Annotated in this window: 19 protein-coding genes; 2 read left to right on the top strand and 17 right to left on the bottom strand. The window is 44.6% G+C overall.

Annotated features, from left to right (window positions below; genetic code table 11):
• Positions 1–2 precede the first annotated feature (2 nt).
• Positions 3–302 carry a hypothetical protein gene (locus ACRRNK_RS03905; protein ID WP_433945502.1) on the bottom strand — a complete coding sequence of 100 codons (300 nt, stop codon included), beginning with the start codon at positions 300–302 and terminating at the stop codon, positions 3–5.
• Between ACRRNK_RS03905 and hcp the strand changes: the two genes are divergently transcribed.
• Complete coding sequence (gene hcp / locus ACRRNK_RS03900; protein WP_433945501.1) at positions 292–1,980, top strand: hydroxylamine reductase; 1,689 nt, start codon at positions 292–294, stop codon at positions 1,978–1,980. The genes ACRRNK_RS03905 and hcp overlap by 11 nt on opposite strands.
• A gap of 223 nt (positions 1,981–2,203) precedes the next feature.
• On the opposite strand, the gene ACRRNK_RS03895 is transcribed toward hcp, so the two are convergent.
• The 4 genes from ACRRNK_RS03895 to ACRRNK_RS03880 all read right to left on the bottom strand — a co-directional run bounded on the left by ACRRNK_RS03895 (position 2,204) and on the right by ACRRNK_RS03880 (position 5,023).
• A complete protein-coding gene (locus ACRRNK_RS03895; RefSeq protein WP_433945500.1) occupies positions 2,204–2,563 on the bottom strand; it encodes a DUF6463 family protein in 360 nt (119 codons plus the stop codon).
• Between the two features lie 432 nt (positions 2,564–2,995).
• Positions 2,996–3,649 carry a vWA domain-containing protein gene (locus tag ACRRNK_RS03890; protein WP_433945499.1) on the bottom strand — a complete coding sequence of 218 codons (654 nt, stop codon included), beginning with the start codon at positions 3,647–3,649 and terminating at the stop codon, positions 2,996–2,998.
• Between the two features lie 80 nt (positions 3,650–3,729).
• Positions 3,730–4,008: a hypothetical protein gene (locus ACRRNK_RS03885; protein WP_433945498.1), complete on the bottom strand. Its 279-nt coding sequence runs from the start codon at positions 4,006–4,008 to the stop codon at positions 3,730–3,732.
• A gap of 4 nt (positions 4,009–4,012) precedes the next feature.
• Positions 4,013–5,023, bottom strand: a complete 1,011-nt coding sequence (locus ACRRNK_RS03880; RefSeq protein WP_433945497.1) for a macro domain-containing protein — start codon at positions 5,021–5,023, stop codon at positions 4,013–4,015.
• A 416-nt stretch (positions 5,024–5,439) separates the two neighbouring features.
• Here ACRRNK_RS03880 and ACRRNK_RS03875 point away from each other — a divergent pair, with 416 nt between their 5' ends.
• Complete coding sequence (locus ACRRNK_RS03875; RefSeq protein WP_433945496.1) at positions 5,440–6,372, top strand: site-specific integrase; 933 nt, start codon at positions 5,440–5,442, stop codon at positions 6,370–6,372.
• 14 nt (positions 6,373–6,386) lie between these two features.
• On the opposite strand, the gene ACRRNK_RS03870 is transcribed toward ACRRNK_RS03875, so the two are convergent.
• From ACRRNK_RS03870 to ACRRNK_RS03815, 12 genes are all read right to left on the bottom strand, one after another.
• Positions 6,387–6,938: a restriction endonuclease subunit S gene (locus tag ACRRNK_RS03870; RefSeq protein WP_433945495.1), complete on the bottom strand. Its 552-nt coding sequence runs from the start codon at positions 6,936–6,938 to the stop codon at positions 6,387–6,389.
• Positions 6,931–8,529 carry a type I restriction-modification system subunit M gene (locus ACRRNK_RS03865; protein WP_433945494.1) on the bottom strand — a complete coding sequence of 533 codons (1,599 nt, stop codon included), beginning with the start codon at positions 8,527–8,529 and terminating at the stop codon, positions 6,931–6,933. The genes ACRRNK_RS03870 and ACRRNK_RS03865 overlap by 8 nt, the downstream gene beginning before the upstream one ends.
• Before the next feature lie 37 nt (positions 8,530–8,566).
• Positions 8,567–9,184 carry a protein adenylyltransferase Fic gene (gene fic, locus ACRRNK_RS03860; protein WP_433945493.1) on the bottom strand — a complete coding sequence of 206 codons (618 nt, stop codon included), beginning with the start codon at positions 9,182–9,184 and terminating at the stop codon, positions 8,567–8,569.
• 15 nt (positions 9,185–9,199) lie between these two features.
• The gene (locus tag ACRRNK_RS03855) at positions 9,200–10,441 is read right to left on the bottom strand and encodes a restriction endonuclease subunit S (protein ID WP_433945492.1); all 1,242 of its coding nucleotides are present in this window, start codon (positions 10,439–10,441) and stop codon (positions 9,200–9,202) included.
• A gap of 110 nt (positions 10,442–10,551) precedes the next feature.
• Entirely contained in the window at positions 10,552–13,761 is a 3,210-nt protein-coding gene (locus ACRRNK_RS03850) for a type I restriction endonuclease subunit R (protein WP_433945491.1), read from the bottom strand.
• Positions 13,758–14,330 carry a restriction endonuclease subunit M gene (locus tag ACRRNK_RS03845; RefSeq protein ID WP_433945490.1) on the bottom strand — a complete coding sequence of 191 codons (573 nt, stop codon included), beginning with the start codon at positions 14,328–14,330 and terminating at the stop codon, positions 13,758–13,760. The genes ACRRNK_RS03850 and ACRRNK_RS03845 overlap by 4 nt, the downstream gene beginning before the upstream one ends.
• Positions 14,331–14,799: 469 nt before the next feature.
• Positions 14,800–15,288 (bottom strand): hypothetical protein, encoded by a 489-nt coding sequence (locus ACRRNK_RS03840; protein WP_433945489.1) that lies wholly within the window; start codon positions 15,286–15,288, stop codon positions 14,800–14,802.
• A gap of 2 nt (positions 15,289–15,290) precedes the next feature.
• Positions 15,291–16,556 (bottom strand): AAA family ATPase, encoded by a 1,266-nt coding sequence (locus tag ACRRNK_RS03835; RefSeq protein WP_433945488.1) that lies wholly within the window; start codon positions 16,554–16,556, stop codon positions 15,291–15,293.
• A gap of 90 nt (positions 16,557–16,646) precedes the next feature.
• Positions 16,647–18,410, bottom strand: coding sequence for a 23S rRNA (uracil(1939)-C(5))-methyltransferase RlmD (rlmD, locus tag ACRRNK_RS03830; RefSeq protein ID WP_433945487.1), 1,764 nt, complete (start codon positions 18,408–18,410; stop codon positions 16,647–16,649).
• Entirely contained in the window at positions 18,382–18,519 is a 138-nt protein-coding gene (locus ACRRNK_RS03825) for a hypothetical protein (RefSeq protein WP_433945486.1), read from the bottom strand. The genes rlmD and ACRRNK_RS03825 overlap by 29 nt, the downstream gene beginning before the upstream one ends.
• 143 nt (positions 18,520–18,662) lie before the next feature.
• The gene (locus ACRRNK_RS03820) at positions 18,663–18,788 is read right to left on the bottom strand and encodes a hypothetical protein (RefSeq protein ID WP_433945485.1); all 126 of its coding nucleotides are present in this window, start codon (positions 18,786–18,788) and stop codon (positions 18,663–18,665) included.
• Between the two features lie 118 nt (positions 18,789–18,906).
• Positions 18,907–19,791, bottom strand: a complete 885-nt coding sequence (locus tag ACRRNK_RS03815) for a diacylglycerol kinase (protein ID WP_433945484.1) — start codon at positions 19,789–19,791, stop codon at positions 18,907–18,909.

The raw sequence follows: 19,791 nt of genomic DNA, 5'->3' as shown, positions 1-19,791 counted from the left end.
TTTCATCTTGTTCTATATGGATTGGGCTGCAGGAAGGACGTGTGAACCAAGGTTATCATTTGCCCGGCACAGGCGTTGATCACACGTTCTCCGTTCATCCATAGGGTAATAACTCCAGTGTAAAAGAAGAGGCCGGCAAGATTAGTGATTTCTGTCACAAATTGAAATGCAGTGATTCCAATCACCAATCCGGCTAGAGCGGCAGGGTATACTTCAATCTGACAGTTCCATTGCAAGGTGGACTTAGGTTGATCAGAACCAATTACTAACCTGAAACTGGGAGGAATAATAATGAATAACAACGCGGGGGACATGACCGTGAACCATCAGCCATCCATGTTCTGCTTCCAATGCCAGGAGGCATCCAAGGGTACTGGCTGCACCATTGTCGGGGTGTGCGGCAAGCCGCACGACGTGGCGAACCTGCAGGATTTGCTCATTTACCTGTTGAAAGGGATCGCTTTCCTTAGTCTGGATGTCCGGCTGCCCGAAGAGCTTGAACAGCGCGTATCGCTGTTCACCATGGACTCCTTGTTCGCAACCATTACGAATGCCAACTTTGACCGCGGGGTGTTTGTGAGCAAGATTCGGGAGGCCATGGCGCTCCGCGGAGAGGTGCGCACCTGTTATGACGAGCAATATCCCGAAGGAATAGCCAATCTTCCTGATGCCGCAGTCTGGGAAGCGGATGATGAAGCCGATTTTGACGTAAAAGCACGTACCGTGGGCGTCCTCTCCACCCGTAACGAAGACGTCCGCTCGCTCCGCGAATTGATCATTTACGGCCTCAAGGGGATGGCCGCTTATACGTACCATGCGCTTCATCTGGAGAAGGACGATAACGAATTGAACCGGTTCATGCGCCGCGCGCTTGCGGCTACGCTGGATGACAGTCTTGAAATCCAGGATCTGATCGCGCTGACGATGGAGACCGGCAAGTACGGCGTAGACGCCATGGCGATGCTCGACAATGCGAACACTTCCGCTTACGGAAATCCGGAAATTACGAAGGTGAATATCGGGGTTGGCGACCGGCCAGGCATTCTCATCAGCGGCCACGATCTGAAGGATATGGAGGAGCTGCTGAAGCAGACGGAAGGAACCGGCGTGGACGTGTATACACACAGCGAGATGCTGCCTGCCCACTACTATCCGGCTTTTAAGAAATATAAACACTTTGTAGGCAATTACGGCAACGCCTGGTGGAAGCAGAATAGTGAATTCGAAGCCTTTAACGGACCGATTCTGATGACGACCAACTGTATCGTGCCGCCGAAGGACAGCTATAAGGACCGCATTTATACGACAGGTAACACGGGCTTCCCGGGCGTCCGCCATATCCCTGAAGGAGAGAACGGCGCTGCCAAGGACTTCTCCGCACTGATCGAGCAGGCACTAGGGTGCCCAGCTCCTACGGAGCTTGAGACCGGCGAGATCATCGGCGGCTTCGCTCATGCCGCGGTGATGAACGTAGCCGATCAAGTCGTCGATGCCGTCAAGTCCGGTGCCATCCGCCGCTTCTTCGTCATGGCCGGCTGCGACGGGCGGATGAAATCCCGCAATTACTACACCGATTTTGCCGCCCAGCTTCCACAAGACACCGTCATTATGACCGCAGGCTGTGCCAAATACAAATACAACAAGCTGGACCTCGGCGACATCGGCGGAATCCCCCGGGTGCTGGACGCCGGACAGTGCAACGATTCCTACTCCCTGGTCGTCATTGCCATGAAGCTGAAGGAAGTATTCGGCCTTGAAGACATCAACGAACTGCCGATTTCCTACAACATTGCCTGGTACGAGCAAAAAGCCGTGATCGTGCTGCTCGCCCTGCTCTATCTCGGCGTCAAAAACATTCATCTAGGCCCTACGCTTCCAGCATTCTTGTCGCCTAACGTTGTCAAAGTTCTCGTTGAGAACTTCGGGATCGGCGGCATTACCAATGTGGAAGATGACATGAAGATGTTCTTGGGGGCTTGATGAGGGAAGGGGTGCCCAGGGGTTGGGGCATTCCTTTTTTTTTAGATTGCTTGAACCTTCCTGAGCTCTGCTTATTCTTAAGGGACTTCAGAGATATACCCTGTTACTAAAGAAAATTCATGTTTAGGTAGAAGCCATTTCGAAAAGTGTACTCTTAGCCGACAGAGCCGCCATCGCTAAACCGTTTGACCTACGCTAATCACAATCACTTTACTCATCATAATTAATTAATCCATCCATAGCCTGCTGCAATAAAGACAAGAGAACCAATTAGAGCTAACCAGAATGGCGATTTGGGTAGCGCTAAGATTCCGATAAGCGAAATAATAAGCATATAAAAACCAATTATCAGAAACAACTCCCTATTCGCTGTATTCGCCAAATAAAATGAGATATGTCCAGACATCATAAGCAATGGTCCAAATATAGTGAACCAAAATGCTGATCGCCGTGACTCATTGGACTTAAATTTATTAACAAACCCTTCCCTAAATACCTCCGAGAAAGGCACTCTAAACCAGACTAATCCGTAGAGAGTATGACCAATCCCTAGCGCCAACAATATCCACGCGGCTGCTACCATACTAACACTCCTTTTACCTATATGTTTTTTTGATTTTTCACGATTTATCATTTTTCTTTGTTGAAATGTTACCCTTCTACATTATTACGATTTCGTAGTATCTAGTCAAGAAAAAATTAGGACTGTCATCAGTAAATAAAGTTTGCCCAGTGCACGAGGAAAAGGAGGGACGCGGGGTTTCAGGTGAAGTGAATGATGGTTGAATAGATCTAGAAAAAGCCAAGGAGAACCAGGAGTGGATACCTGATCGCTCGGCTCTTAGGCAAACTTTTTATGCTTTAAACAAACTGTTTAAGCTTTGGGTGAACTTTGAGTGCTATTCACAACCAATCCACACTAACAACGCCACCGACTCCACATTGGTTGAGTGTAAAATGGGAATCACCTCGACACGATCATGGTATTTACCGTTCGCGGAAACAATTCTAAGATTCACTTCCGCCCCCCACGCGTCTTATAGTCCTTTTGGATTTCTTCGTTCCAGCCTTCAGGCATGGCGGAGCATTCGCGGAATGTTGCAACCGCTTCGCTCATCACACGAAAATTCAGTTCAACGCCATCACTGTCTGCGTGATAATTTTGTGCGCGGTCTGAGGAGATGCCGAACCGTTCTGCCGTCTCCACAGCGTCGATGTTTGCACCGAGGAAGATAAACTCCCATCCGTATTTTGTCTTCTGACGCTCAATTTGAGCCTTAATCTTTTCTGCTGAGTATTCACGGCTGGAGTTTTCCTCACCGTCTGTGATGATGACAAACATCACCTTTTCGGCGCGGTAATCGTCGGCAGTATGCTTTTGTGCATTACCAATTTTATAGATTGTCCTACCGATGGCATCAAGGAGCGCGGTTGAACCGCCGACTTGATACTCCTTTTCTGTGATCGGGTTAACTGCCTTAATATCGAAACGGTCGTGGAGTAGCTCGTAGTTGTTACTAAAAAGCACCGTTGTGATATGACATTCGCCCTTGACCATCTGTTGTTTGGCAAGCATTGAGTTGTAACCACCGATAGTGTCGGTTTCCAAGCCACCCATAGAGCCGCTTTTGTCCAATATGAACACCAGTTCAGTTAATCCTATTTTCATTGAATTATCCTCCTCAAGTCTTGTTATGACTTAAGAATAACAATTCCTGCAGGATGTAAGGTCGCTTGAAGAGCGACAAATTACCTTTGAGAGGCAAACCCTTCATATTTGGGTTCATATTTATAGTGCATTATTCCCTCAATCAAGTCCAAAGCGAACACACCTATATCTGCATTAATAATTACATCAATTCGTCTGCAGTTAGTTTTAATCCAATCTTTTATGTTCGAAGGATCAATGTTTAAGCCACTCATCCCGCTATCCGAAAGTATGGATTTTGCATTACCCCTCGAAATCGGCTTGCCAATTGCCAATGAAACTTCTTGAATTAAAGTGTCTATCTCATGAACATATTCCATCAATTCACCCTCCCAACAATGGCTGGTCATACTTAAACAGCACTTCGTTAATCTCAAAAATATTATATTTACCATTAACAATGAAATATTCGACTATCACATCAAACTTCTGGCTACGGGATAGTGCGAAACCCGCTCGTTCCAGAAGGTCGTCAGTTTCTTCAAGTGATAACTCCAAGGCCACGGCAAGGGCGATGGCGGTACGCTTGCTCGGCATATAACTCTTGTTGCTTCGGATTTTCGAGAATAGCTTTCGGTCGAGGTTAGCATTTTTATAAACCTCAACATCCGTCTTACCCTTGGAGTCAATGAGTCTCAGAAGCGTTTGTGAAAAGGGTTCGTCAAGAACGCTAACCCAATCCTCAATTCCGCCGAAGTTTAACTCCTCGGAAATTATGGATTTTGGAACAGCGGCTTCCGCCGTCTGAATCGCATCTATCTCAACCGGTAAAAACTGATTGCGGCGGCGCGAATCACCATAGTCATCTATGTAGTTTTCGTCAATGAATGCCTTGACCTCACTGAATAATTTCTCGCTCACATCAAAAGCAGCCTTGTCGAATACCACAAGCGATACCTCAATATCGTGTTCAGAAAGAAAGTCCTGAATTGCAGAAGTAGCGACACGGAGGGCTTCCGCTTTGGGGTAGCCATAGATTCCACTTGAAATGAGCGGGAAGGCAATGCTCTCACAACTTTTTTCCACGGCGCGTTGCAGGGAATTGATATAACAAGAACGGAGTAGTCCTTCTTCACCGTGCTTACCATCAATGTAAACGGGTCCCGCCGTATGGATAACATACTTCGCCGAAAGCCGAAACCCAGGTGTAATAACAGCTTCACCAATCTGAATTGGAGCGAGTTTATCACAAGCAGCTTGAAGTTCGGAGGCTCCCGCGGCCTTGAATATGGCTCCGCAGACGCCGCCTCCCATCTGAAGCCTGGTATTAGCCGCATTGACAACAGCATCAACTTTTACTTTCGTAATGTCTTGTCTGACTATGGTAAATGGCATCGAGACACCTCCTAAGTTGTGACCAATCTTCCCGCTTGCGAGAGCGGGCAACAACTTTTGGCGAATTGTAATATAAATCAAGAGGAGATAGACTTGCTCTGCTCCCCCAGCCGAAAAAAACGACTTACACCATGAATAGTTAAATGTTACTTCAAATCAAGTTTGTTGTTCTTCTATATTTTAAACTATCCCTTAGGTCCCTGTATGTCAGCAAATGGATGTTCTCAGCAAAAAACCGCTTCTAGCGAAGCGAGAATGCTCAATAGGTTACTTCTAGTGATATTGGTGGAATAGGCGCCACCTCTGTTACAATTTTCCTATACACTTCTAATAGAACTTGACGTCGAAATTCATTAACCAAATCCCCCCTCACCAGCGTGGGCCGTAATTTAATAAATCACTGGGAGGACACAATTATGTTAGAGGACAAAATCAAAAATGAACTTTTTCACGCATACTATAAACGCTGGATTACTGTCTACAAAGAAGGGGCTATCCGGTCAGTTACAATGGCAAAATATTTGATGACGCATCAATGGCTGGTCAAATTAGTCCCCAACTTGAAAGTATGTGAGATGACACGCATTTCGTATCAGCAGTTACTAAATGAGTATGCGGCAGAACACGAACGCCAGACAACTATGGATTTCCACCATCAGCTTAAAGGTGCAGTCCTTGATGCCGTTGATGAAGGCTTGATAGAACGCGATCCAACACGTAAAGCAATCATCAAAGGCAAAACGCCTCGTGACAAGAAACCACAATACTTGAATCAGTTCGAGCTTCATACCATGTTAGCTAATTTGGACTTAAAGCAAGAAATCAACTGGGACTGGTTCATACTCCTACTTGCAAAAACAGGCATACGCTTTTCAGAAGCGTTGGCGGTAACCCCTAAAGATTTCGACTTTACACATCAAACCTTGTCTATCAATAAAACTTGGAATTACAAAGGTCATGGCGGATTCTTGCCAACAAAGAATCAATCATCGGTACGCAAAATCCCGCTTGACTGGCAGACCATTATTCGATTCTCTCAATTGCTTAAAGGGCTGCCGGAAGATAAGCCGATCTTTGTTCGCACAAAAGGAAAAATCTACAATTCAACTGTAAATTCCGTGTTGACTCGCTTATGCAAGAAAGCGAATGTTCCTAATATTTCAATTCACGGATTGCGGCATACACACGCATCACTCTTGTTGTTTGCAGGTGTCTCCATTGCTAGTGTGGCACGACGACTTGGTCATGCGAGTATGACCACGACTCAGAAAACGTACCTCCACATCATTCAGGAACTTGAAAATAAGGATATTGATCTAGTAATGCGTTCATTATCTAGCTTAAGCTAGTCACGGCCATCGGCTTACGGCTCACGCTGATGAAGGGTGATAAGGTGGTCGAGTTTCTTAAAAAAGGCTCCGATTATCTTTTGTTCCTCTTCACTCGGAGTCATAATTAAAGCTTCTTTTATATCGTTTGAGTTAATACTTTCAAATGTTGAACCTGTACTTAACTTAGTCCAGTATCCGTTTTGTTTCATTCGTCTAAGTGATTGGAAAATGAACTCGTTTCCCTTTATAGAAGCCACTCCACGACCCAAAACCACGTCATAGTCAGTTTTACCAACATCACCAACAGGTGCTCGAACGCTCAAAATCAAGTCGCCTTTTTCTGCTTGTTTAGTTACTTGAGTTGTCCAAACTCTCGGAACAACACGCCCATTTTTCATATCAGCGTTGCCTTGAACAAGAATATAATCATCTGGATTATCTGTATAATTATCAGAATTTGGCGACTGTCCCATTGTGATTTGAACAATATCTCCCAACTCACGCTGTTCCCAAGCGAAAGTTTCTACAACTAAAAAAGAGCCAAGAACTAAGCTCTTGGCTCTTCCCCACCAATTCTTACACATTAATCCCTAAGATTCTCAATTGTTCATTGATTTTAGCTTCAAGTTCAGCGATTTCTTGTTTGTCCTGCTCTAATTGCTTAATCACTTCGTCCAGGTCAATGGTTACTTCTTCTGCTGACGTATTCACATAGCGAGGGATATTTAAGTTAAACTCGTTTTCTTTAATCTCTTCAAGTGATGCCACATGAGCGTATTTATCAACATCCACACGATTTCGGTAGGTCTCAATAATCTTATTGATGTTGTTATCAGTAAGTTTATTTTGGTTCTTGCCTTTTTCGAATTCATTGCTTGCATCAATGAACAAAATGTCTTTTGTTTTACGGTTTTTCTTAAATACCAAGATCGTAGTCGGGATACTTACTCCGTAGAACAAATTAGCAGGCAGCCCAATAACTGTATCCAGGTAGTTCTTCTCAATGATAGTTTGGCGAATTGCACCTTCTGCTGCACCGCGGAACAAGACACCGTGCGGTAATACAATTGCCATGGTTCCCGTATCATTCAGATGATACAAGCTGTGTAAAATGAATGCGTAATCCGCCTTAGTTCTGGGAGCAAGTTTGCCATATTCACTAAAACGTGGATCTTTCAGCTTCGTTTCGTTATTGTCCCAGTGAGCGGAATAAGGAGGATTTGCAACCACGGCATCAAATGAGCGCGGGTGGTCAATACCTTTGGCATCCGGTCCATCTGGCCAATCGCTTTCAAGCGTATCCGCATTAGACAGCGTCATGTTGTTAAATGAAACCCCATGCATCATCAGGTTCATACGAGCCAAGTTGTAGGTTGTCGTGTTCTTTTCCTGACCGAAGAACTTAATCGCCCCCGGCTTATCGCCGCCAGGCAACTCCCCTTTAACGGTTAACAGCAAGGAACCAGATCCACAAGTCGGGTCATACACTGCAAAAGTCTTGTCCGATTCTGTTATGCCATCCGTTACAATTTTAGCCAAAATTTTAGAAACTTCATGAGGTGTATAGAACTCGCCACCTTTTTTACCAGCACTAGCAGCAAATTGACCAATTAGGTATTCATAGATTGCGCCAAGAATATCTTGGCCATCTTCACCTTTGTAATCAATGCCATTAACGAGCTTTACAATTCGGTTAAGTGACCTCGCACGTTCATTGGTAGATGAACCCAGACGCGAATCCCCCAGATTGATGTCGTTGAATACGCCACGGAAGTCCTTTGCAGCTTCTTTATTTAATTCAGCGTTCTTATTGAAGTTATCAAAAAGAGTCTGGTAATCACTTGGAATCACCATGCTATTATCAATCTTGTCGACTAAAGACTCCCAAGTATCAAGCGGCGCAATGGCATAGCCTAAGCTTGAAGAGATATCTTCAAGGTAATCGTTCAAATCATCACCCTTAGCTTGTTCCAAATAAGCTTGATTGATCGACTCACCATCTACAACATCAATTACGTTGTTCTTAACTAAATACTGTTCTTGATGTTCTGACAGATAACGATAAAACATAAAAGCTAAAATGTAGTTCTTGTATTCTGCGGCATCCATGCTTCCACGAAGTTCATTTGCGATTGCCCAAAGTTTTGTTGTAATCGTTTGTAAGTTATTGCTCATCTTGATTCTTTCCTCCTAGATATACAATGCCCAAAGTTTACTGCTCACTATTGAGATTTGCCGTCTTATATACGTGGTAACCTTCGTAATGGTAGCTTGCGTCGATGCCTTTCATATAGACTTCCCGGTCATAGATCTTATCTGTAAGCGCCGTTCTAAGAAGAAGCTTGATTTCGACGTCCTTAACGGGGCTTCTTTCCATGGCAAGCATATAATCATCTTTATCGACCTTGCTCCAATCGACAACTTGCTTCAGTTCTTTTTTCAATATGATGTCAAGCCATATTCTCATGCTTCTTCCGTTGCCTTCCCTGAAGGGATGAGCCACATTCATCTCAACATACTTTTGTATGATTTCGTCAAAGGTCGATTGCGGCATATTTGCAATATTAGCAAGTGCAGCCTCAAGGTACATAACGGGTACGAAACGAAAATTGCCCTTTGCAATGTTTACGTCACGGATTTTTCCGGCAAAGTCATAAATATCTTCGAACAGGCACTTATGAATTTCGGATAATGCCTTGAATGTACCGACTTCGAATGTATTTAACAGACCCCATTCGAACATTTCAAGGGATTTCTTCTTGCTGATTTTCTCCTCAATACGAGCAAGTTCCGAAGAATCGTTAATCCCTAATTTGTTTTCCAAAACCATAACTAGATCCTCCCGTCAAACAAACATTTGTTGTAACAGTGCTTTCTTCTGTTCTTGCAAGTGTCCCAGCTTACGCTGATGAAGGGTGATAAGGTGGTCGAGTTTCTTAAAAAAGGCTCCTATTTTTTTCTGTTCTTCTCTTGAAGGTAATTTAACAATTGTTTCCCTTATTTGTTCTAAGCTTAACTGTGGCATTGATAAACCTGTTTTTATTTTTTGATATTTCTTCTGCATTTCGTCAATCGATAAGTATTGATACACAAAATATGGATGAGCATCTTTTAATATTCTAACTTTCGCCATATGCTGATTAATGTTAGCTTTTTCAATGCATTTAGGTACTATTCCTACCTTTCCAATATCACCAGTAATTGCAATCAGAATATCATTACAACGTATTTCGGAGCGAATTAATGCTGCACATGCTTCCTCTGAAATATATGAATACTCCCCAAATACAAATCTATTATCTTTTATGGAGTCGTTTCTAAAAAACGGGATTCCACTCTCCTCCCATTTAAAACCATAAGTTGTGGGGGTTGCCCCTTTTGTAATAAAATCCGAAATCTCCCCCAACTCACGCTGTTCCCAAGCGTCAGTAAACCCAGGGAAACGAACTTCTGGAAAAGCTTCGCCATCTTTCGGAAACATCTTTTGAAGCAGCCCAGCCTTCAAATTTTTCACGTTATTTAAATTACGCTGATGAAGGGTGATGAGGTGGTCGAGGTTGTAAAATAGATGTCCTATCTTCACTTGTTCTTCCTTTGAAGGAACTAACAATTTGGTTTCTCTAATAGTTTTGAGCCCTAAATTTTTTATTGTAGATCCAGTTAAATTGTTCATAAAATAACTATAAATATTTGGTGTTTGAAGATAAGCATAAATGAATCTTTTATCAAAATCCGACACGGTAATGTATGCTGCACTCTTGCCCAACATTAGTTTTTCACCGTTATACCAAGCAAGATTACCTATTGTACCGTTAATTGACATTAGCAATGTATTGTCATCCAAAGCCTTATCATCCTTGGATTGTTCTATTTCTGTTACACATTTAGTTTCATCGGTAATTACAATCTGCCCATTTACAAGATTATTACCATTGATAAAATACACATTTCCATCATCAGTATATTTCGGTGTTCCATGCAACCCATCACCTATTTTTGAGGTTCCATCTGAAAGCCTACGCTGTTGCCAAGCTTCAGTGAATCCAGGAAATCTTAATTTAGGTACATTTTCTTTGTTTTTGCTCATTGCTTCTCTCCTTGTATGTTCTTAATTTAAAACTTTCGATGTATTCTTGTGGCTTGTGCATTTTCTGCGCTATCCACTTTGCAATAGTTGAAATGGTAGCTACGCCCCGTTTAACTCTCTACCAATTTATCCGCCAGTGCGTAAATCGCATCACGCAAACCATTGCGGTATTTGATTTTAGACAATGACTGCACTTCTGCATCAAGGGCCAACGTCCCATAATTAGAACTTGCTTGAGCGATAATGTCCCGGATTTGACCGGTATCATCCAGATCCTGCAGGCCATAGCGATGGCGGCTGAACAACTCGCGCATCCCGGCACTGGTGATAATATCCGCAATCCCCCACTTCACGCGGAAGTCAAGAAACATACGATCAAGGCTAACATTGTTCGCTTGCTGGATGATTTGTTCACTGTCACTTAGCTTCACTGGGTACTTAAAGTCAGAGCCTGCAGGAGGGAAATGGCCATTGACAATGGCGGCAGCCGCATTCATAATCTTGGTCGCATAACTGCGATCATCGAGTCCATTGGCGAATTGATTGATTTTCTCCTGCGTTTCTTTGGCCTCTTCATTCTTACCTTCGTGCACCTGGTTCAATAACTGTTCTACTAGCTCGGTTAGGTAATCGTAGTCAACTTTAACATCCTTCACGTGTGTCATCCGCAGCTCAATTTGATACAGAGGGATTTTCTTCTCCTTGGCAATATGCGACTTAAGTTCATTGGTTAAGACCGTGGTCAGCATGACTTCTTGCTCTGAGGTCATCCCTAGCTTCTCTACTAATTCATCCGGATTGTCATAGTTAAATCCGACCTTCTCGCCATCCACCTCGACTGGATCATATTGCTTTAATTTGGCCATTCCTCGGTTGTATTCACGGAGCAACTCGAGCATCTCGTCCTTTTTCTTCTCGGAAGGTGGCAGCTGTTGAAATTCAGAAGTTAGGCTGCTTAATTGGCCCACAACTTCTTTCACTTCTGCGAATACATTTTCAAATGGTTCAGCAATGATCCCGTCTTTCTGATTAGACTCGCGTTGTTCCTCATCGGACAAAGTGGCTGAGTTCTTATTTGCATATACAGCAAGCGCTTTATTCATCAACTTCTCGTTCTGCGCAGGCCATCGGTAATTGACCACACGTCCCCATGGTTTCTCTTGCATATCGGCAATCCGGTTGGTTCGTGAATAAGCTTGTATTAACCCGGCACCTTTCAAGGTTCTGTCCACATAAAGCGTGTTAAGCTCAGGCGCATCAAATCCTGTCAATAATTGATCTACCACGATCACCAGATCCAGAAATTTACCGTCTATCGCAGATTTATTCAATCGCGAAGTTACGTCTTGAGTATAGCCAGAGACATCATCCATCCCGAATGATGTGCCAAACTCAGCATTATAAGCCTGCATGGCCGTGTACAAACCTTGATTGGTGGCAAGCATGGTATCATTATTCGAAGTATTTTGACTGAATGTAACAGCAACTTTCAATGTCTGTACACCGTTACTCTTATGCTCTTCATTGACACGTTGGAATTCATTGAAATACATCATCGCCATCGGCGTGCTTGCTTTACCGCCGCCTACATGAGTTGTGAATAGAGCATTGTACTTGCCTTCATTGGAACGATTGCGCCAATTTTTGAAAATGTCTTCTACTACCAACTTGACGTGATCTGGATTCTCATCATAGAAACTGGGTTCAACCGCATCATCCATATCTTCCTGAGAGAGATTGTTAATTTTCTCTTGAATTTGTTCATCCGTCCATTTCGGATAACGTTCGCGGTAGAACGCAGGAAGATATACTTCCTTCATCTGCTTCTCATCAATCGTTGTCTCAAAATCGACCTTAAAACCCAATACATTACGGTCAGCAATCGCCTCGCGAATGGTATAAGCGTGTAATAGTGGACCAAAGATATCCTCTGTTCGAAGCCCGGTAGTAGTCTCATCGAACATCGGCGTCCCGCTATAACCAACCCAAGCAGATTTCTTAAAGGCTTTCTGGATATTCTTGAAGGAGTCGCCACCTGTTGAGCGGTGTGCTTCATCCACAATGAACACGATATTCTTGTCTGGAGCTATGAACGATTTGCGTTTCACCAGCGTATCCAATTTTTGGACGGAAGTCACAATAATGCCGTTGTCTTTACTTTTTAGCTTGCGACTTAAATCTGTGGTGTTATTTGTATCCTGAACGCTGCCAAATGTGTCTTCTGTCGCATCCGGATCGTAGGCTCTATAGTTCTCATTGGTTTGCTTGGTTAAGGCAATTCGATCCACAACAAAGACAACCTTATCCACTTTAGGCATGCGGCTTGCAAGCCAGGCCGTCTTGAAGCTTGTGATGGTTTTACCCGATCCGGTGGTGTGCCATATATAGCCAATCTTGTTCATGCCGAGTTCAAAATCTGCTCGCTTTAACCTCTCGATCACATTCTGTGTCGCATACACCTGATAAGGACGCATCACTTTCAAGGTTTGTTTATTCCTGGTTCCGTCCAGAATCATGTAGTTGGTAGCCATCTGATGCGCCATAGGAATGGAAAGCATGGAGTCCGCAAACTCCTTCCAATTACGCACGATAGTATTGTCACTCTTACGCTGCCAGTTAAACGCAAAGTCCTTGTTGAACTTATCCGACGTCGAATTAGCCATGTACTTCACATTGTTGGGTGTGATAGCCACCAGAATCTGCAAAGTCGAGAAAATATCACGATACTGGTGTTCATCGGCATATTGTTTCATTTGATTGAGAGCTTCATTAACATCACGCGTGTCAATCTTCTCCTCAATTTGAATGATAGGGAGACCGTTAATCAGAAGCGTCGTGTCAAAACGGCGATTTTCTTTGCCTGTGATCACCGCGGGTCGCTCAATTTGATTGACCACTTGATACACGGTATCTCCGGCCCCTATTTGTTTTTGGTCAAATACGGTAAGGAATACATGCCGTCCGTCGTCCAGATCAATCTCGATTTGCGACACGCCATTTAGACCATACAAGAACTGCCCCGCTTCGTAAGGTGTCTGAATATCGGAGATCATTTTCTTAACCTGATTAAATTCGACGACACTTAAAGGATGTTCAAGCGTATTCTGATTGTGTTGCTCCAGAATCGCCTTGAAGTTATCCCAGAGTTGTTCTGTCGTCTTAATCTGCGGCTCGTATTTCCATAGCTTGGTTTTTACTACATAGTCAAGGTTCGATTCTTTGGCTACAAGCCCACCCAAGCCTTTAAGGTGATCTTGGTTTGTAATTGTGCCGCTGGTAAGATACTGAATTAGTTCGGTCTCAAATTGATTCTCTGTCATTTGTGGATTGCCCTCCTCAGCTTCTCTGTAATGATCGTATTCTCTAATCTTGCCGCTCTAATCCTTAGTGCTTCCAGTCGTAATTGATTGAAGTACAGTTTACCGATCATCCGCTGTCTGTCCATTGTGGGCAGGCTCGGCAATTCAAGTTCTTTCACTTGTTTCAACGTGTATTTTAGGACTTGAGAACCCTGCAATCCCATTTGAAACTGTCTCTTGATGGATTGCTCTTCATTAAGCAAGAATACAAGATACTTTGGATCAATCTTGTTACCCGTTACTAACTTGACGTAGTTTTGCGTATAGAGATACCCTCGATGCTTCTCACTAACGATAGTGGATTTCCCTGATATCAAACTGAATACAACATCACCTTGGCATAACGTATTGACTTTATCAAAAGTCCTTACTTGTTTGCCTTCACTATTAGAATCAATACCAGCCAAATCCGCTTCAAGATCAGGTTGTCCGTAATAGATGTACAAAGGCGCAGTATTATCTGATACTTCTTGGATCCTGAATTGGGGTGAACCGCTCACAAACTCTACTACACGCGCTAATTTTCTCATTAAATTTCGTGCCTTTCGTAAATTAAAATTATCGATGTTACTTGTATCTTAAATAAAATTTAGCGATAATGCAAGTTTCATTTTTAATTTTTAAAAATTACATTTTTAATTAATTTACTACTGAAGTCACGAAATGACCAGATTATATAACAAAATAAGACATACAAGAAAAACTAGTCTTTGCTGAATGGAAAGGAAATGAGAGAAGAATATGGTGGGGGCTGAGGACAAAACAGAAGAAGCGGACAAGAAATTGAGGGAATTGAGGGGGTGAGAATTAACTCTCAATAAGGGAATATGTATTTTGAAAATTGAAAAGTCATCAAATTGAAATCGGCGAATCCTCCCCAAATGGTATTCCAGGAAAAGATCGCCGCTTAGTAATGGATTCATTTTTGCAACTACATGACAGGCCTATAAACAACTTCCCATAGGACCCTCATATATCTGGATTATTCCAAATAGCAAACTACCTATCTCTTCGTCTTTTAACAGTGGGCATTTCTTCGTAATAAGATTTTAAGTGATTGTCTAAACTCCAAATTCTTATAGTTCCTATAGCCGGAACAGTTTCCTTGTACTTTTTGAACACTTGAATTATGGATAAATCTCCAATTCCTATCTCACGTAATGCATGATCAACAACTGAATTCGAGATATCTAACAATTCTTCTCGTTCAAATTCTTTACCATAATAAGTCCATGGGGCCGTGTCATTCACAGTCCTTTTTATTAAATCAGCCATAATTTGTGCTTTTTCTCTTCTTATATTGCCATCGCCAATATGTGCAATATGATTACCAGTCTCTATAATAGTCGCTAATGGTAAAATTAGTGTATGTTGTTTATCTTTTTGTAGTGCAGCTAGCTCATCAATAACTACTTTGTAGTTTTGATTCCTAAATGGAATATTAATAATATTGCATAATATAGAAGTGTCAATAATACTCACATGCATCTTTACACCCCCAGCCATCCAAGATCATTGTTGCTTTGAACAGGATTCTTTATAGCCTTTACCAATTCATCTCTGACTGTCAGATCACCTAAATTACCTTTAGACAGTAGCGTTGGTAAAGACTCCATATCTGGTAAAGAGTAAAACTTACTTGAACCATCAATCTGATCTCTGTAACATAAAACGACACCTAACAATTCCTCTTTTGTCAATGCGTTAAGTAGGGTTGGATTGTGAGTTGTAATAATGACATCTATATTTCTCTCTCTATTTAATCGCGATATAGTTTGTATCAAACTTTTTATTCTGCTTGGGTGAATACCGTTGTCAACTTCTTCTATTACGATCATGCTTCCTGATTCTTCACTAATAAGCGATGATAAAATAGCTAAGTATCTGAGTGTACCATCCGAAAGTCGCTTTGCTTCAACAAACTCGGATCGTTCACCATATCTTTCTTTCAGACGAAACATAACATCTCCAATTGAAGTTTCTATAAACCCAATATCCAAGATTTCATTTTCTGGTAGTTCCTTTAGTGCCTTTAACAATTCTTTTTTGTAGTTCTTATTTTTGCATAATTCATAGAGTACTGAAGAAATGTTATCCGCTGTCGGTCTTAATTCATGATCACTCATTCTAGAGTAATCTCTCATCCTACTAGGCAGTGGATCTAAGAATAATATTTTCCCCAATCGCTCTAAAACTAAATTAATGTACCCTACGTTTTCTTTATTTTTTTCGGAGGTTGTGGGCATTTTGGAAGAAAGTTGAGCTAGCACTGAAACCGAACGGATACATGTAACTTCAGGATTCCTTCCTTTGCGTCCGTTATTGTATTCAACATTAATGTCACCAAAGTCATCAGGTGTGTCTTTAGTCTGAAAGACAATTACTGGTTTAACCTGTGAAGAGAGTTTGTAAAGATGCTCTGCGAGAACAAATACCCGATTACTTACTTTTATTGTAATAGAATATTCCAAATCATAATCCTCGTCGATATCGACAATACACCCTAATGTAAAAGTATTAGCGCCGATTCTTGGGCACCCTATGCTTCCACCTCTAACATCGCTATCTACATTTTTAGATCCGTCAAGTATAACTGCCAATTCTCTCCCCGTTGATATTTCGGAAAGAATTTTTATACCCTCAATAGCATTAGTTTTACCGCCAGCATTGGTGCCAATTATACTAGTTAACTTCTCAATTTCTAATTTTGATTGCCCAAAACTCTTAAAACTTTCGAACCAAAAACTCTTTAGCATTTGAATCCCTCCTCTATTTAATGGAGTTGTAACCTTACTCCCTACATTATAACTAATTACTTTTAGGGAAATACACCAAAATCTAGTTCATCATTTCCGAACCATCAATACTGTACACTCCACATGAACGGTATGCGGAAACATATCCACCGGCTGCACCTCAACCGTCCGGTACCCGCCGTCCTCCAGCACCCTCAAATCCCTTGCCAGGGTCGACGGGTTACAGCTCACATATACCACTCTATCCGGCTTCATCGCCAGAATCGTGTCCAGCAGCTGCGGATCGCAGCCTTTACGCGGCGGGTCAACCACGATTACATCCGCCTCAATCCCCTGCTCTTTCCAGCGGGGAATCACTACCTCAGATGCCCCTACTTCAAACTTCACATTGCGCATATCGTTAAGCTCCGCATTAATGCGCGCATCTTCAATAGCTTCCTTCACGATCTCGACCCCATACACCTGATCCGCATGCTGAGCAAGGAACAGTGAAATGGTCCCGATGCCGCAGTAGGCATCGATTACAGTCTCTTTGCCTGTGAGTCCGGCGTACTCCACAGTCTTGCCATACAGCACTTCGGTCTGTACCGGGTTCACCTGGTAGAACGATCTAGCCGAGATAGCGAACTGCACGTCTCCAATGTAATCGTAGATTACATCGCGTCCCCAAAGGGTACGGGTCTCATCACCAAAAATAACGTTAGTCTGCTTCGTGTTCACATTCTGGCAGATGCTTGCAACATGAGGAATCTGTTCCCGAATACTGCCGATCCAGGCATCGGCGTGTGGAATATCTCGTCCATTAGTAACGAGGACCAGCATCATTTCGCCTGTGTGAAATGCCTTCTTAACCACGACATGGCGGAGCAGGCCACGGCCTGTCTCTTCGTTATAGGCGCTGATACCCAGGCTGCTGCCGATCTCTTTGACACGGTTCACCACTTCATCGTTGTGCTCATGCTGGATCAGGCAGGTCTCCATATCGACGATGCGGTGACTGCCCTTGGAATAAAAGCCCCCCACTAGAGCACCATCCAGCACACCAACAGGAACCTGTGCCTTATTGCGGTAACGCCATGGGTCAGACATGCCTAGCGTAGGCAGAACGATAATCCCCTCGCCAGAGTCACCATCGGAATCCATATGACCAGCTTGTCCATCTCCTGTTCCACTCCCGCTCACCCGCAGCTTCCCGATCCGCTCCAGCGCATCGACCACATGCTGGCGCTTCCAGGCCAGCTGGCCTTCGTAGCTCAGGTGCTGCAGCTGACAGCCGCCGCACTTGTCGTAGATCGCGCACGGCGCGGCCACGCGGTCCGCGCTGGCCCGTACGACATCAAGCAGCTTGGCATAGCCATACTGCTTCTTCGTCTTGAGCACCTTGACCCGCGCTTTCTCGCCGGGCAAGGCTCCAGGGACGAACAAGGTGTAGCCGTCGGCACGGCCTACGCCTTCACCGTCATGGTTCATCCCGATGACCTCGATTTCAAGCTCATCGTTCTTCGCTACCGGCAGGCCGGCAATTGCAGCCGATTCCTGCTCTCCCCTACGACCAGCCGAGCCGCCTCGCCGGCCTGTCTCCCACACTGGCACATCCTTACGCCAGCTACCGTTTCGGAGTGCTGGCCCAGAAGCTTTGCTTGCTACGCTTGCATGAGCTTTGCGCTCTACACCTGCATGAGCTCTGCGCTCTACGCCTGCATGACGGTCGCCTCTCAGCCCTGCCTCCGAACCCGGAAAGCTCGCGCTCTGGGACCTTGAATTCCCACTCCCACGCTCACTGCCCTTCACTCCCGACGGGCCGCGCCCGCTTCCTCTTCCACTCTCAGTCCGTCCGCCCCGCTGCTTGCTCATCCTGCTGCTTCACTTCTTTCTCAATATAATTGAACTCTGCTTGCCATCTATAGCAGACCGCCAAAACAAAAGAAAGAACAACCATCCCGCTGCCGTCAAGGCCAGCCAAGAGGCGTTCTCCTCCATCCCGGTCATTTCATTCATCTGTGACTTCCTTTATTTTACCACAACAAGCCTTATGCATGTATGATTGCGTGCCTTTTAAAAGAATTGCAATTTCCCTAACTATCAAGGCTATTGCTCGTACTTAGACTAGTGAATCTGCTCTGGTTCCGCAAATCTACGCTCCCAATCAGCCCTGATCTCTGCCAAACTATTGCCCAACCCAAGCCCACCATGCACGAACTCAGCTAACCGATACGTTTCGGTACGATCCACCCGATATACTCCCAACGTCCAGCCCCAGCAGGAGCCGGGAAGAAGCAGAAGCCTACCATAAATATCTTCTAAGATCCTGCCAATTACTCAGATCTCTCTTACGGAAGCAACCACTATCTCAAGCAAAAATCCGCATATGCCGTGGCAGCATTTCGAACACGCCCGGCAGCTCGCCACCGAGCTCGCCGTCTAGGTTCAGCTGCACGAGGCTGGCCGGTGAGGTCACTTCCATCCGGTTCGTCTTGAAGTAGACGACGTGCGGGTCATTGAAGTGCTCGCCGCGCAGCGCGAGCGTTAGAAGGCGCAGGAACTCGCCAAGGTTGCACTTCTTGACGGCAATGACGTCGAACAAGCCGTCATCAATGACCGCGCCCGGCGCGAGCTTCTCGAACCCGCCAACCGAGTTGCTGTTGGCGATCAGGAAGAGCATGAACTCGCCGTGCATCTGCGGCTGGCCGTCAGCCTTGATGACGAGCTCGGTCGGTGACAGACTGGCCACCTTCTCGATGCCCTTCATGTAATAGGCCAGCTGGCCGATGCGCGTCTTCAGACGGCTCGGCACCTCGTAAGTCAGCTCCGTCAGGGAGCCTCCGCCCGCAATGTTCACGAAGTGGCGGCCGTTCACCCGGCCGATATCGATGTATCTAGTCTTGTTCTCGATGACCAGATCGCAGTACTCCTCCCAGCGCTTCGAGATACCCATCGCGCGGGCGAAGTCGTTGGTCGTCCCCAGCGGGAACACGCCAAGCGGCGGCAGGTTCTCCCTGTCGGCCATGCCGTTCACGACCTCATTCAGCGTGCCGTCTCCGCCGGCAGCGATAATAATATCGTACCCGCGCTCCACGGCTTCCCCAGCCTCGCGGGTCGCATCCCCTTCGCCTTCCGTGGCGAAGCAGGAAGTCTCAATTCCTGCACGGTCCAGACGATGCAGCACATCCGGTAACAGGCGACGCATTTCTTCCCGTCCCGAGGACGGGTTATAGATCAGCCTTGCTCTCTTCAT

This window comes from Paenibacillus sp. SN-8-1 (assembly GCF_050995535.1).
Taxonomy (GTDB): Bacteria; Bacillota; Bacilli; order Paenibacillales; family Paenibacillaceae; genus Fontibacillus.
The sequence above is the reverse complement of the archived record's forward strand: the minus strand, read 5'-3'. Positions and strand labels throughout refer to the sequence as shown.

What these genes read in the sequence shown, in the direction of transcription:
- hcp (WP_433945501.1), top strand. Translation starts at nt 292, where the DNA reads ATGAATAACAACGCGGGGGACATGACCGTGAACCATCAGCCATCCATG.
- ACRRNK_RS03895 (WP_433945500.1), bottom strand. Translation starts at nt 2,563, where the DNA reads ATGGTAGCAGCCGCGTGGATATTGTTGGCGCTAGGGATTGGTCATACT.
- ACRRNK_RS03890 (WP_433945499.1), bottom strand. Translation starts at nt 3,649, where the DNA reads ATGAAAATAGGATTAACTGAACTGGTGTTCATATTGGACAAAAGCGGC.
- ACRRNK_RS03885 (WP_433945498.1), bottom strand. Translation starts at nt 4,008, where the DNA reads ATGGAATATGTTCATGAGATAGACACTTTAATTCAAGAAGTTTCATTG.
- ACRRNK_RS03880 (WP_433945497.1), bottom strand. Translation starts at nt 5,023, where the DNA reads ATGCCATTTACCATAGTCAGACAAGACATTACGAAAGTAAAAGTTGAT.
- ACRRNK_RS03875 (WP_433945496.1), top strand. Translation starts at nt 5,440, where the DNA reads ATGTTAGAGGACAAAATCAAAAATGAACTTTTTCACGCATACTATAAA.
- ACRRNK_RS03870 (WP_433945495.1), bottom strand. Translation starts at nt 6,938, where the DNA reads ATGTGTAAGAATTGGTGGGGAAGAGCCAAGAGCTTAGTTCTTGGCTCT.
- ACRRNK_RS03865 (WP_433945494.1), bottom strand. Translation starts at nt 8,529, where the DNA reads ATGAGCAATAACTTACAAACGATTACAACAAAACTTTGGGCAATCGCA.
- fic (WP_433945493.1), bottom strand. Translation starts at nt 9,184, where the DNA reads ATGGTTTTGGAAAACAAATTAGGGATTAACGATTCTTCGGAACTTGCT.
- ACRRNK_RS03855 (WP_433945492.1), bottom strand. Translation starts at nt 10,441, where the DNA reads ATGAGCAAAAACAAAGAAAATGTACCTAAATTAAGATTTCCTGGATTC.
- ACRRNK_RS03850 (WP_433945491.1), bottom strand. Translation starts at nt 13,761, where the DNA reads ATGACAGAGAATCAATTTGAGACCGAACTAATTCAGTATCTTACCAGC.
- ACRRNK_RS03845 (WP_433945490.1), bottom strand. Translation starts at nt 14,330, where the DNA reads ATGAGAAAATTAGCGCGTGTAGTAGAGTTTGTGAGCGGTTCACCCCAA.
- ACRRNK_RS03840 (WP_433945489.1), bottom strand. Translation starts at nt 15,288, where the DNA reads ATGCATGTGAGTATTATTGACACTTCTATATTATGCAATATTATTAAT.
- ACRRNK_RS03835 (WP_433945488.1), bottom strand. Translation starts at nt 16,556, where the DNA reads ATGCTAAAGAGTTTTTGGTTCGAAAGTTTTAAGAGTTTTGGGCAATCA.
- rlmD (WP_433945487.1), bottom strand. Translation starts at nt 18,410, where the DNA reads ATGAGCAAGCAGCGGGGCGGACGGACTGAGAGTGGAAGAGGAAGCGGG.
- ACRRNK_RS03815 (WP_433945484.1), bottom strand. Translation starts at nt 19,791, where the DNA reads ATGAAGAGAGCAAGGCTGATCTATAACCCGTCCTCGGGACGGGAAGAA.